Origin of the sequence: Limnohabitans sp. Rim28, from assembly GCF_000293865.2 — a bacterium.
Lineage (GTDB): Bacteria > Pseudomonadota > Gammaproteobacteria > Burkholderiales > Burkholderiaceae_C > Limnohabitans_A.
In genome coordinates, this window is record NZ_ALKN02000018.1 from 1 (window position 1) to 12,842 (window position 12,842).

A 12,842-nucleotide genomic window follows, 5' to 3' on the forward strand; every position below is an offset into this window, starting at 1 on the left:
CAATTCACCCCAACAAAGCCGCCTGGTTCACCAGGCGGCTTTTTTGTTTTTTGCCTATCCACTCTTTCATTAACAGGCCTTTGCTCATGCCACTGCCCCCAGCCCCCTCACAAAGAGCCAGCCGCTTGAACACCAAAGCCTTTGGAGCTCCCTCCGAAGAGTTGGAGTCTCAGGCCATGGTTCAAGTAGAAACAAAGCGGTCTATCACCGCCGTGACTGACGCAATGACTGCCGTTGCCCCCCCCAAACTGGCCGTAAGAACACGCAAAACTGCGCAGGCGCGTGATGAAGGCCAAACGCAAAGCCAACACACCAACCGTTCTGAAAAGGTCAAGTCAGCAGCCTCCGAAAATCCATTGCCCCACGGGTCGAACCAGCGCATCAAAACGAAATCCAAACGCCGAACGGGTCCCAGCAAGTTATTTGTGCTCGATACCAATGTATTGATGCACGATCCGATGAGTTTGTTCCGCTTCGAAGAACACGATGTGTTTTTGCCCATGATCGTGCTGGAGGAGCTCGACGGTCACAAAAAAGGCATGACAGAGGTCGCACGCAACGCCCGACAAGCCAGTCGCTCCCTGGACGCTTTGGCATCCGCACAAGGAGCCGATCTGGGTAAGGGGTCACCCTTGAACACCACAGGCTACACCGATGCACTGGGTCAGTTGTTCTTCCAGACGCAAGCATTGGATCTGAGCCTGCCGTTGGCACTGCCACAAGGTAAGGCCGATAACCAAATTCTCGGCGTGGTCAAGGCATTGGGCCAGCTTCACTCACCGCGCGATGTGGTTTTGGTGTCGAAGGACATCAACATGCGTGTGAAAGCACGCGCTTTGGGTCTTCAGGCGGAGGACTACCAAAACGACAAAACATTGGAAGACGGCGATCTGCTTTATCCCGGGTCTTTGGCCTTGCCAGCAGACTTTTGGATCAAGCATGGCAAGACCGTGGAAAGCTGGCAACAAGGAACTAATACCTTTTATCGCATCACGGGGCCGATTGTGCCCAGCTTGCTGATGAACCAGTTCGTTTACTTCGAGGCAGTCGGTGAACCCAGTCTGTATGCCAGGGTGACAGAGATTCGGGGCAAAACAGCTGTGTTGCGCACTTTGAGGGACTTTACCCATCAAAAGAATGCAGTCTGGGGCGTCACAACACGCAACCGAGAACAAAACTTTGCCATGAATTTACTGACCGATCCTGATGTCGATTTTGTGACCTTAGCCGGTACCGCAGGGACCGGTAAGACGCTCATGGCATTGGCTGCAGGCCTGACGCAAGTGCTGGACGATCGTCGCTACACCGAAATCATCATGACCCGCGCTACCGTGAGTGTGGGTGAAGACATTGGCTTTTTGCCCGGTACCGAAGAAGAAAAAATGGGTCCTTGGATGGGTGCGCTGGACGACAACCTGGAGTTTTTGGCCAAGGGCGACGGTGGCAATTCCGGTGAATGGGGCCGCGCAGCGACCAACGAGTTGATCAAAAGCCGTATCAAGATCAAGAGCATGAATTTCATGCGTGGGCGCACCTTCATGAACAAATACGTGATCATCGACGAGGCGCAGAATTTAACGCCCAAACAGATGAAAACCCTGATCACCCGCGCTGGCCCGGGCACCAAAATCATTTGCATGGGCAACTTGGCACAAATTGACACGCCTTACCTGACTGAAGGTTCTTCAGGCTTGACCTACGCGGTCGACAGATTCAAGGGTTGGGCGCACGGGGGGCACATCACTTTGGCGCGGGGTGAGCGGTCCCGCTTGGCAGACTTTGCCAGCGAAGCCCTTTGACGCAGCATCGCCTCGTGAGCTTGCGGGCCTCAGTAATCGTCACTGAGGCCTGAGGCCAAGCTCTCGAAACGGGTCAAATTCTTCAAGAAAGTCAACTTCACGGTCCCTGTGGGGCCGTTTCGTTGCTTGCCAATGATGATTTCAGCCACACCCGGCTCTTTCGAGTCCTTGTTGTAGTAATCGTCTCGGTAAATGAACATGATGATGTCAGCGTCTTGCTCAATGGCGCCCGACTCCCGAAGGTCGCTCATCATGGGCCGCTTGTCTGTTCTTTGCTCCACACTGCGGTTGAGCTGTGACAAGGCGATCACCGGACACTGAAGCTCTTTGGCCAGCATTTTCAGACCTCGCGAAATTTCGCCCAATTCGGTGGCGCGGTTATCGCCCCCCGAGCCACCGGACCCACTCATCAGCTGCAAGTAGTCGACCACAATCAAACCCAGCTTACCGCACTGTCGCGCCAAGCGACGGGCATTGGCACGCAATTCCGAGGGTGTGAGTCCTGGCGTTTCATCAATGTGCAATGACACGGTGCGTAATTTTTCAATCGCTTCGGTCAGGCGTGGCCATTCGTCGTCGTTCAACTTACCCGTGCGCAAATGGCCTTGGTCAATGCGCCCAATGGAACCGACAACCCGCACAGCCAGTTGTGAGGCGCCCATCTCCATCGAAAACACGGCAACCGGCAATCCTTCGTTCAGGGCAACATGTTCGGCGATGTTGATGGCAAAAGCCGTTTTACCCATCGATGGCCTCGCCGCCAGCACCACCATATCACCGGGTTGCAAACCCGATGTCATCCTGTCCAAGTCATAGAAACCCGTCGGCACACCCGTGATGTCGTTGGGGTTGTCGGCCATCTCCTGCACACGGTCCAACAACTCGACGACCAGGGTGTCCATCGACTGGAAGCCCTGTTTCATCCGTGAGCCTTCTTCACCGATGTTGAAAATTTTCTGCTCGGCTTCGTCCAAGATCCGATCAATCGCTTTGCCTTGTGGGTTGAAGGCATTCGTCGCAATCTCGTCACTGGCCGAAACGAGCTTGCGAAGAATGGAGCGTTCACGAACAATTTCAGCGTAACGTCGGATATTGCTCGCACTGGGCACATACTGAGCGAGTGAGTTCAGGTAACCCAACCCACCCATTTCGTCGGCTTTGCCTTGGTTTTGTAAATACTCGTTGACCGTGATGACGTCAGCAGGCTTAGAGACATTGATCAAAGCACCGATCGCCGCATAAATCAGCTTGTGCTCATGACGATAAAAGTCGTTATCGACAAGCAAATCCCCGACCCGGTCCCATGCTGCGTTGTCCAACAGCAAGCCACCCAAAACGCTCGACTCGGCCTCAATGGAATGAGGTGGAACACGCAAGTTAGCGACCTGGCTGTCAGATGAGCCATCGGATGGGTAAGTGTTCAAAAGATAAGGGTAAGCAGAGGACATGGGTGAAAAACCAAAACGATCATGTTAGACGGAAAATCAGCAACCATCCGGGATAAACCTGTGGATAAGCCCTGCACTGCCAGTGACCAGACATGTAAAACCCATGAATAAAGCCCGACCCAAATAAAAAGCCGCCAAAGCACGAGGCTTGGCGGCTTTTAAAGACCGAAAGAACGATCAGGCAGATTCGCCGTAGACGGAGACAGTGACTTCAACCACCACGTCGGTGTGAAGCGCAACGGAAACCGAGGAGTCGCTGACGACTTTGATGGGGCCATTCGGCATGCGAATTTGGGATTTCACCAATTTGTAGCCTTGTTTGTTCAGCTCTTCGCAAATGTCGTGGTTGGTGACGGAACCGAACAAACGACCGTCAACACCCGCCTTTTGCGACAACTTGACAACTGTACCGGACAACTTCTCGCCTTGCGCTTGAGCATCGGCCAGTTTGGCAGCAGCCGCTTTTTCAAGCTCAACGCGACGCGCTTCGAACTCGGCTTTGTTGGCTTCGGTGGCACGGCGTGCACGGCCTTGTGGGATCAAGAAATTACGAGCGTAGCCGTCTTTGACTTTGACGATATCGCCCAGATTACCCAGGTTCACAACCTTTTCGAGCAGGATGATTTGCATGGTTGGACTCCTTAGACTTTGTGCTGGTCGGTGTAGGGCAACATGGCCAAAAAGCGAGCGCGCTTGATGGCTGTGTTGAGCTGGCGCTGGAAAATGGCACGGGTGCCAGTCAAACGCGCGGGAATAATTTTGCCGTTTTCGGCAATGAAATCACGCAAAGTGTCGACGTCTTTGTAGTCGATCTCTTCGACGCCAGTGACTGTGAAGCGGCAGAAACGCTTGCGCTTGAACAGCAGTGACTGGGTATTGCGCTTAGGGCGCTTGTCTTTGTTGAACTTTTTAAACGTGGCCATGGGGCCTCCTGAAATTAATCTTGCTGAAATTCTTGAATGTGCAACACGACACTTTTGCCTTGTCGAGGGGTGGCCAAAAAGCCTGAGAACGTCCAAACACTGCCAACCGCTTGCTTGACCAATCTTTCTGCCAAAGACCCAATGGCCAAGGCACGAAGTTTCAACTGGACTTTTCGCATTTGCCCTGCCTCTTGTAATTCAGAGGTGTGCTCCAAAATCAAATCCAGAGCGGGCAAACCAGCGGGGGTGTATCGCAAAGCAGTTTGCTCGGCAATACAGGCTTTCAATTCGGTACGATTCACTCCTCAACAGGTCAGTATCAAGCAGCGAATTCGGCTTGTTGGGACTTGCGAGCTTCTTCGCGCTCAACTTGCTTCATCATGGACGAAGGGCCTGTGTCGGCTTTTTTCTTGAGCACCGTCATGTGACGGAGCACAGCGTCGTTGAACTTGAAAGCGTGTTCAAGTTCAGCCATGACCGCTTGGTCGGCTTCAATGTTGACACACAGGTAGTGGGCTTTACCCAGTTTGTTGATCTGATAGGCCAGCTGGCGGCGACCCCAGTCTTCGACACGGTGAATGCTGCCACCGCCGGCAACAATCATGCCCTTGTAACGCTCCAGCATGGCTGGAACTTGTTCAGACTGATCGGGATGGATCAGCAAAATGATTTCGTAATGACGCATTGATACTCCTTGAGGTTAACCCAAATGGTTGGAAAGCTGCCCCCAGCGTCTGTCGGGGTGCAGCAAGGCGAGCCTCACATTATAGCTCGAACTCACAGCCCAGGAAAGCTTTCAGACGCGTTGCGTTGCGTCACGGGCCGCATGGTGGTTTGACCGATGAAGCGTGCCGGCGTCAACCATGTCGCCAAAAGCATCACACCAAACCCAACCGGAACCCCAAATACGCCTGCCGACAGGGGCTGAATGCCCCACCAAAGTCCACCAAAAGGGTCCATTCCCCAAAAATGTCTGAATCCCGGTGCATTGACCAGCATGTAAAAAATGGTTACGCCCAATCCCGACAACATGCCCATCACCACAGCGGGTCTGTGCACGCGCGGCCAAAGCATTCCAAGCACCATTCCGGGGAAAAAGGCAGACGCAGCCAAAGAAAAAGAAGCCGAAACCAGCGCCAAAATTTCAGCGGGTTTGAAGGCCGCCACAACTGCCGCCACCATGGCCACCGCCAACAGCGCGAACTTGGACAAAATCACCCTGCCCTCGGATGACTTGGGCCCACTGCCGCCATTGGGACGCATATCACGCACCAAAGCATTGCTGATGGTTAGAAGCAAGCCATCGGCGGTCGAAAGCGGTGCAGCCAGACCACCTGCCGCCACCAAGCCAGAGACAACAAAAGGCATACCGCCCAGTTCTGGTGTGGCGAGCATGATCATGTCTGCGCCCAATTTGAGCTCACCCAGCTGCAAAATGCCGTCGCCATTGACATCTGAAAAGGACAACAAGTCAGCGTCAAGCCTTGTCCATTGGGCCATCCAACTGGGCAGGGTATCAAAACGACTGCCCACTAAATTGTTGAGCACCTCGAATTTCACCAACACAGCCAAAGCTGGGACACTGAGGTAAATCAAACCAATAAAAAACAAGGACCAAGCCACAGAACTGCGTGTTTCAGCCACACTGGGCAGGGTGTAAAAACGCGTCAGCAAGTGAGGCAAACCCGCCGTGCCAACCATGAGACAAAAAATCAACGCCAAAAAGTTGAGTCGGGATTCGTTGAAAAGGCGTTCTTGAGCCATTCCAGCTTCAGGGTTTCCGGTGAAAGACTGTGTATGGGCTGGCATGCCTCCCAGGGGGCGTGAACGTTCCAGGTTTTCAATCTTGGCGCGTGTCCATTCTTCTCTGGCTTTTGCAGGATCTTGCGGCATCGCCAAGAGCTCTCTGCGCACTTGGGCAATGGTTGCGAAATCGGCCCCTTGGGCTTTGAGCAATTGAATTTTGGCTTCCAGCTCTTGCTGCAATTCGACGATCGACGCATCCACATCCTGCAAGCGAGAAGCGTAAAGTTTGGCGCGTTGCGCGTATTCACGCCGAACCTCCAACTCGGCAGGGTCATCCATCAATCGTTTTTCAATGGCCGCAATGGCAGACAATTGGTTGCCATAAACCAAAGGCGCGACAGGATTGCCCAATTGCTTGTAGGCCAACCAAGACACGGGAATCATGAACGCCAGCAAAAGCATGATGTATTGCGCCACTTGTGTCCACGTGATGGCCCGCATGCCCCCCAGAAAAGAGCACAACAAAACTCCGCCCAAGCCCAGCAAAATGCCGATTTCAAACTGCACACCCGTCAAACGTGAGGCGATCAAGCCAATGCCGTAAATTTGCGCCACGATGTAGGTGAAGGAACACAACACAGAAGCCAAAGCAGCGATCACACGAGGCCAACGACCACCATAACGTTGGTCGAAATAGTCTGGCAATGTGTAGAGGCGCATCGCACGCAATTGGGGTGCAATCAATAAAGCAACCAGGCAAAAACCGCCTGTCCAACCAATCACATAAGCGAGACCTCCGGGTTGGTTGCCACTGCCAGAATACCCTTGCAAATAAAGCGCGCCTGCCAAACTGATGAAAGAGGCTGCACTCATCCAATCCGCCGCGGTAGCCATGCCGTTGTACATGGCAGGAATACGGCGGCCAGCCACGTAATATTCGTCTTCGTTGGTTGTCCTGCCCGCTATGCCGATCAGGGCATAAATCATCACCGTGCTGAACAAGAAAATCGGGCCAATCAGGTTTTTGGACAACCCTGCACTTTCAGCCCATGCCATGGCTCCGATCAAGCTCAGCAAAAAAACGACGTAAATCAGCACATTTCGATGAAGCCGCCATCGGTACGACGCGGACATGTCGATGTCTTGGGGGCTGGTCATCGCCATGGCCTTGTTGACTTAACGGCCCAACTGGGTCCAGGTCTCGATCACGGTGTCCGGGTTCAGCGAGATAGAGCTGATGCCTTGGTCCATCAACCAATGTGCAAAATCCGGATGGTCTGAGGGGCCCTGGCCGCAGATGCCAACGTATTTGCCCTGCGCCAAACAAGCCTTGATGGCTTGCGAGATCAAAGCGGTCACCGCTGGGTCACGCTCGTCGAAATCAGCTGCCAGCAACGCCAAGCCCGAGTCACGGTCCAGGCCCAGGGTGAGCTGGGTTAAGTCGTTTGAACCAATCGAGAATCCGTCGAAAAATTCCAGAAAGCGCTCTGCCAAAATGGCGTTACTGGGCACTTCACACATCATGATGATTTTGAGGTCACCTTCTCCACGACGCAGACCTTGACTGGCCAGCAACTGGGTCACCTTTTCGGCTTGACCCAAAGTTCGCACAAAGGGCACCATGATCTGCACGTTGGTCAGGCCCATCTCACCGCGAACCCGTTTGAGGGCCTCGCACTCCATGGCAAAAGCTTCACCAAAGTCTGCGCTGATGTAACGCGCTGCGCCACGGAAGCCCAGCATCGGGTTTTCTTCTTCTGGCTCATAGCGGCTGCCGCCAATGAGTTTGCGGTACTCGTTGCTCTTGAAGTCGGACAAACGCACGATGACCGGCTTGGGCCAGAAGGCGGCCGCGATGCTGGCCACGCCTTCGGCGACCTTGTCAACGTAAAAAGCGCGGGGGGAAGCATGGCCTCGGGCCACCGATTCAACGGCTTTTTTCAGGTCGGCATCGATGGCGGGATAGTCCAAGATGGCCTTGGGGTGCACGCCGATGTTGTTGTTGATGATGAATTCAAGACGCGCCAAGCCCACACCCGCATTGGGCAGCTGTGCAAAGTCAAACGCCAACTGGGGGTTGCCCACGTTCATCATGATCTTGGTTTTGATCTCAGGCAGCACGCCACGCTGGATTTCGCTGACTTCGGTTTCGAGCAGCCCATCGTAAATATGGCCGGTATCGCCTTCGGCGCAACTGACGGTGACCAAACTGCCCTCGGTCAATTGCTCGGTGGCATTGCCACAACCGACCACCGCAGGAATGCCCAATTCGCGGGCAATGATGGCGGCGTGGCAAGTGCGTCCGCCGCGGTTGGTCACGATGGCGCTGGCGCGCTTCATCACCGGTTCCCAATTGGGGTCGGTCATGTCGGTCACCAAAACATCACCGGGCTGAACTTGGTCCATCTCACTGATGTGATGAACCAGACGGACCGGGCCGGTGCCAATCTTTTGGCCAATCGCCCTGCCCTCGGCCAGAATGGCGCTTTTGCCTTTGAGCTTGTAACGCAACTCAGGCGTGCCCTTGGCCTGACTTTTGACGGTCTCGGGGCGTGCTTGCAGGATGTACAGCAAGCCATCGGTACCGTCTTTGCCCCATTCGATGTCCATTGGCCGGCCGTAATGCTGCTCGATCACCACCGCATAGCGAGCCAATTGCTCGACCTCGGCGTCGGTGAGGCTGTATCGGTTGCGCAATTCAGTGGGCACATCTGTGGTTTTGACCAGCTTCCCAGAAGCGGCTTTTTCTTGCGCACTGGCGAACACCATCTCAACGAGCTTGGAGCCCAGGTTGCGACGGATCACGCAGCGCTTGCCTGCGGCAAGCATCGGTTTGTGAACATAAAACTCGTCAGGATTCACAGCGCCTTGCACCACGGTTTCACCCAAACCATAGCTGGAGGTGATGAAAACCACGTCTTCAAAACCAGACTCGGTGTCGATCGTGAACATGACGCCAGCTGCCCCCAAATCGGAACGCACCATGCGCTGCACGCCTGCCGATAAAGCGACCTCGGCGTGAGCGAAACCCTTGTGCACCCGGTAACTGATGGCGCGGTCGTTGTACAAGGAGGCAAACACCTCTTTCATCTTGTGCAGCACATCGTCGATCCCGACCACGTTCAAGAAGGTTTCTTGTTGACCCGCAAAGGATGCGTCCGGTAAGTCTTCGGCTGTGGCCGAAGATCGCACCGCAAACGAAGCCTCAGGGTTGTTGCCTTGTAGACGAACGAATTCCTCGCGAATAGCTTGGGCCAAATCCTCTGGAAAAGGCTGGGCCTCAACCATGGCGCGAATTTCAGCACCCGCTGCAGCCAAGGCGCGAACGTCCTCCGTGTCCAAGGCCTCCAGTCGGGCGTTGATGCGCTCGGTCAGCCCGCCAAACGCCAAAAACTGGCGAAATGCGTGGGCCGTGGTGGCAAAGCCTGTGGGGACACGCACACCCGAGGGCAATTGGGAGATCATCTCCCCCAAGCTGGCGTTTTTGCCACCGACCGACTCAACGTCGGTCATGCGCAACAACTCAAAGGGAACGACCAAAGGGGTCTCGCTGAAAAGATCAGACATGCAAAGCTCCAAAGTTAAAACCCGGCTCCATGGTTCAGGTCAGGGTTGTGTTGTTCTTTGAATAGAACCCCGAGCGGACAGCTGTGGATAATTGACTGATTTTAGGGGTCATGTTGATCCCGGCCATTGAAATTAATGACAAGCATGCCAAAACGCACTGTATTTTTCGTATCAGACGGCACAGGCATCACCGCCGAAACTTTTGGCAACGCCATCTTGGCCCAATTCGACATGAAGTCACGGCACGTTCGACTTCCTTTCACAGACACCATCGACAAAGCACACCAAGCGGTGCGGCAAATCAACCACACCGCAGAAACAGAAGGAACCAAGCCCATTGTGTTCACCACTTTGGTGAACATGGATGTCCTCAAAGTGCTTCAAGAACATTGCCAGGGCATGCTTCTCGACATGTTCGGTACCTTTGTCAACCCACTGGAAGCCGAACTGGGCATCAAGTCGCACCACCGGGTGGGGCGCTTTTCAGATGTCAGTAAAAGCAAGGAATACCACGACCGGATAGAGGCCATCAATTTTTCGTTGGCGCATGACGATGGCCAATCCAACCGGGATCTGGAGTCGGCTGATGTCATTTTGGTGGGGGTTAGCCGCAGCGGCAAAACACCCACAAGCCTTTACCTGGCCATGCAGCATGGCCTCAAAGCGGCCAACTACCCCTTGATTCCCGAAGACTTTGACCGCCGCCAACTGCCACCGGCTTTGATGCCACATCGCCCAAAAATTTTTGGCTTGAGCATTCACCCAGAGCGGTTGGCCGAAATACGCGCTGAGCGCAGGCCCAATTCGCGTTATGCCAGCCTAGAGAATTGCCGCATGGAGGTGTCCGAAGCCGAAGCCATGATGCGTCGCTCAAGCATCCGATGGCTGTCGACGACCACCAAATCCATTGAAGAGATCGCCACCACCATCTTGCAAGAGATCAAGCCTGATCGGCTGATTTACTGAAGACAAACGCAGCCTTAGACACGCAACGTCCCCAGCCAAAGCCCCCTAAGCTGTCAAAGCAAAGTGGCCGCGATGCGTTCAGCACACTCACGGGCTTGAACAGCATCACGCGCCTCAACCATCACCCGCACCAAAGGCTCGGTCCCACTGGCGCGGATCAAAACCCGGCCCGATTCGCCCAGTTCGGTTTCAGCGTAGCGCTTAGCGTCCCACAAAGCTGGGTGGCCTTGCCAATCAAAGCCGGGCATCAATCGCACATTGATCAAGGTTTGTGGAAACAGCGTGATGCCCTCCAACAATTGCGCCATGGTTTTTCTGCTGCCCACGCAAGCTTGCAGCACCTGCAAGGCGCTGACCAGTCCATCGCCTGTGGTGTGCTTGTCCAGCACCAATAAATGTCCTGAGCCTTCGCCACCCAGCAACCACCCTTTGTCCTGCAAGACCTCAAGGACGTACCGGTCACCCACTTTGGCCCTGACAAACTGCACACCACGTTGTTTGAGAGCGACTTCGATCGCCAAATTGGTCATCAATGTGCCCACAGCCCCAGGAACGGCTTCATCGCGTGCCAAGCGATCGGCAACCATGAGGTACAAAAGTTCATCCCCATTGAACAAACGACCTGTGGCATCCACAAACTGCAAGCGGTCCGCATCGCCGTCCAAAGCAATGCCGTAATCGGCGCGCTGGTCTTTGACTGACTGAACCAAGGCAGCGGGATGCGTCGCACCCACGTCCTTGTTGATGTTCAGCCCATTGGGTGAACAACCAATGGCGATGACCTCCGCGCCCAGTTCGTGAAAAACTTTTGGAGCGATTTGATAAGCCGCACCGTGCGCAGCGTCCACCACGATCTTCAAGCCCTTGAGGGTCAAATCGTTCGAAAAAGTACTTTTACAAAATTCAATGTAGCGACCTGCTGCATCGTCCAAACGGCGGGTCTTCCCGAGAGCAGCAGAGTCAACCCAAACGGGATCTTCCAGCAAAACGGCCTCAACGGCCTCCTCCCAAGCATCCGTCAGTTTTTGTCCTTGCGCACTGAAAAACTTGATACCGTTATCGGCAAAGGGGTTGTGGCTGGCACTGATGACAACGCCCAATGAAGCGCGCTGGGCGCGGGTCAAATAGGCCACCGCAGGCGTGGGCACAGGCCCCAACAGCACCACATCCACACCCGCAGAATTGAAGCCAGACTCCAAAGCACTTTCGAGCATGTACCCGGATATGCGCGTGTCTTTTCCGATCAAGACGGTAGGGTGTGCCTCTTGAGCTTTCAAGACGCGACCCACGGCATGCGCCAAACGCAAGATGAAATCAGGTGTGATCGGACTTTGGCCCACCGTGCCGCGTATGCCATCCGTGCCGAAATATTGACGTGCCATGTGAGCGGTCCTGATCATTGTTGTCTGAATAATTTTAGCCGTTCAAGCCATGCGCAATGCGGCCATTTTCAGGCAGTGGCCTCATCGTCATCAGACATGCTGCTGGGCAGTTGACCAAATTTTGAGTGCGTCAACGGTCTGCTTGACGTCATGCACGCGAACCACCGACGCCCCCCGATCGACTGCCATCACTGCTGCGGCCACGCTGGCCACTTGTCTCTGCCCGGGGTCAGGCAAGTGTCCGTCTTGCGCGAGTGCGGCACCCAATGCAGATTTTCGAGACCAACCGGCCAAAAGTGGAAGGCCTAAACGCAATAAATCTGCTTGCCTGGCCAAAAGCTGAAAGTTTTGCGCCACAGTTTTTCCGAAACCAATGCCAGGATCCAAAACAAGCCTGGAAACAGCCACACCGGCATCCGAGACCGTGGCAACGCGGGTTCGCAAAAAGAGTTCCACCTCAGACAAGACATCCTCCGTCATGGGTTGGGTTTGCATGCTTTGAGGATCACGGTGCATGTGCATCAAACAGATGCCGCAGTTTGCGTGAGCAGCCACGACTTGCAGCGCACCCGGCTGGCGCAGCGCCCAAATGTCATTGACGATGTCCACACCCCAATCTAAGCTGGCCTGCATCACCTCGGGTTTGTATGTGTCGACTGAGATCGGCACATTCCAACGGACAACTTCACGCAGCAAAGGTTCAAGCCTGGCCAACTCGAGGGCCAATGGCAAAGCCTCGGCACCGGGTCGGGTAGATTCTGCGCCGATGTCCAAAATATCGGCCCCTTCACTCAGCAGTCGTTCTGCATGACGCAAGGCTTGTGGGGTGTCAGCGTACAAACCGCCGTCAGAGAATGAGTCGGGCGTGAGGTTAACAATGCCCATGACCAAGGGCTTGGACAAGTTCAACTCAAACCGTGCGGTTTGCCAATGCTGGGCCGATGGTGGTAAGGGCGGCATGAACTGCATCAGGGTTTTTCCATGAAAAACGGGGCCGAAGGCCCCGTTTTT

Annotated in this window: 11 protein-coding genes; 2 read left to right on the top strand and 9 right to left on the bottom strand. The window is 54.6% G+C overall.

Going from position 1 to position 12,842, the window contains the following annotated elements; translation table 11 throughout:
* Window positions 1–86: 86 nt before the first annotated feature.
* Window positions 87–1,799 carry a PhoH family protein gene (locus B472_RS15350; protein ID WP_019427492.1) on the top strand — a complete coding sequence of 571 codons (1,713 nt, stop codon included), beginning with the start codon at window positions 87–89 and terminating at the stop codon, window positions 1,797–1,799.
* Between the two features lie 29 nt (window positions 1,800–1,828).
* On the opposite strand, the gene dnaB is transcribed toward B472_RS15350, so the two are convergent.
* From dnaB to ppsA, 7 genes are all read right to left on the bottom strand, one after another.
* Complete coding sequence (dnaB, locus tag B472_RS15355) at window positions 1,829–3,247, bottom strand: replicative DNA helicase (RefSeq protein WP_019427493.1); 1,419 nt, start codon at window positions 3,245–3,247, stop codon at window positions 1,829–1,831.
* A 177-nt stretch (window positions 3,248–3,424) separates the two neighbouring features.
* On the bottom strand, window positions 3,425–3,877 hold the full coding sequence (gene rplI, locus B472_RS15360) for a 50S ribosomal protein L9 (RefSeq protein WP_019427494.1): 453 nt from the start codon (window positions 3,875–3,877) through the stop codon (window positions 3,425–3,427).
* A gap of 11 nt (window positions 3,878–3,888) precedes the next feature.
* Window positions 3,889–4,170 carry a 30S ribosomal protein S18 gene (gene rpsR, locus B472_RS15365; protein ID WP_019427495.1) on the bottom strand — a complete coding sequence of 94 codons (282 nt, stop codon included), beginning with the start codon at window positions 4,168–4,170 and terminating at the stop codon, window positions 3,889–3,891.
* Between the two features lie 14 nt (window positions 4,171–4,184).
* Window positions 4,185–4,472 (bottom strand): primosomal replication protein N, encoded by a 288-nt coding sequence (gene priB / locus B472_RS15370; protein ID WP_026039645.1) that lies wholly within the window; start codon window positions 4,470–4,472, stop codon window positions 4,185–4,187.
* A gap of 17 nt (window positions 4,473–4,489) precedes the next feature.
* A complete protein-coding gene (gene rpsF, locus B472_RS15375) occupies window positions 4,490–4,855 on the bottom strand; it encodes a 30S ribosomal protein S6 (protein ID WP_019427497.1) in 366 nt (121 codons plus the stop codon).
* A gap of 92 nt (window positions 4,856–4,947) precedes the next feature.
* Complete coding sequence (locus B472_RS15380; protein ID WP_019427498.1) at window positions 4,948–7,080, bottom strand: VC_2705 family sodium/solute symporter; 2,133 nt, start codon at window positions 7,078–7,080, stop codon at window positions 4,948–4,950.
* A gap of 12 nt (window positions 7,081–7,092) precedes the next feature.
* A complete protein-coding gene (ppsA, locus tag B472_RS15385) occupies window positions 7,093–9,483 on the bottom strand; it encodes a phosphoenolpyruvate synthase (RefSeq protein ID WP_019427499.1) in 2,391 nt (796 codons plus the stop codon).
* Window positions 9,484–9,627: 144 nt separating this feature from the next.
* Here ppsA and B472_RS15390 point away from each other — a divergent pair, with 144 nt between their 5' ends.
* A complete protein-coding gene (locus B472_RS15390; protein WP_026039646.1) occupies window positions 9,628–10,449 on the top strand; it encodes a pyruvate, water dikinase regulatory protein in 822 nt (273 codons plus the stop codon).
* A 53-nt stretch (window positions 10,450–10,502) separates the two neighbouring features.
* Here the strand turns inward: B472_RS15390 and glmM are convergent, their stop codons facing one another.
* Together glmM and folP are read right to left on the bottom strand one after the other, a co-directional pair.
* A complete protein-coding gene (gene glmM / locus B472_RS15395) occupies window positions 10,503–11,831 on the bottom strand; it encodes a phosphoglucosamine mutase (protein ID WP_026039647.1) in 1,329 nt (442 codons plus the stop codon).
* A gap of 90 nt (window positions 11,832–11,921) precedes the next feature.
* Window positions 11,922–12,800 carry a dihydropteroate synthase gene (folP, locus tag B472_RS15400; protein ID WP_019427502.1) on the bottom strand — a complete coding sequence of 293 codons (879 nt, stop codon included), beginning with the start codon at window positions 12,798–12,800 and terminating at the stop codon, window positions 11,922–11,924.
* Window positions 12,801–12,842: the final 42 nt, after the last annotated feature.

Coding starts and splice junctions, on each gene's coding strand:
- dnaB (WP_019427493.1), bottom strand. CDS start 3,247: ATGTCCTCTGCTTACCCTTATCTTTTGAACACTTACCCATCCGATGGC.
- folP (WP_019427502.1), bottom strand. CDS start 12,800: ATGCAGTTCATGCCGCCCTTACCACCATCGGCCCAGCATTGGCAAACC.
- glmM (WP_026039647.1), bottom strand. CDS start 11,831: ATGGCACGTCAATATTTCGGCACGGATGGCATACGCGGCACGGTGGGC.
- B472_RS15350 (WP_019427492.1), top strand. CDS start 87: ATGCCACTGCCCCCAGCCCCCTCACAAAGAGCCAGCCGCTTGAACACC.
- B472_RS15390 (WP_026039646.1), top strand. CDS start 9,628: ATGCCAAAACGCACTGTATTTTTCGTATCAGACGGCACAGGCATCACC.
- ppsA (WP_019427499.1), bottom strand. CDS start 9,483: ATGTCTGATCTTTTCAGCGAGACCCCTTTGGTCGTTCCCTTTGAGTTG.
- rpsR (WP_019427495.1), bottom strand. CDS start 4,170: ATGGCCACGTTTAAAAAGTTCAACAAAGACAAGCGCCCTAAGCGCAAT.
- rplI (WP_019427494.1), bottom strand. CDS start 3,877: ATGCAAATCATCCTGCTCGAAAAGGTTGTGAACCTGGGTAATCTGGGC.
- rpsF (WP_019427497.1), bottom strand. CDS start 4,855: ATGCGTCATTACGAAATCATTTTGCTGATCCATCCCGATCAGTCTGAA.
- B472_RS15380 (WP_019427498.1), bottom strand. CDS start 7,080: ATGGCGATGACCAGCCCCCAAGACATCGACATGTCCGCGTCGTACCGA.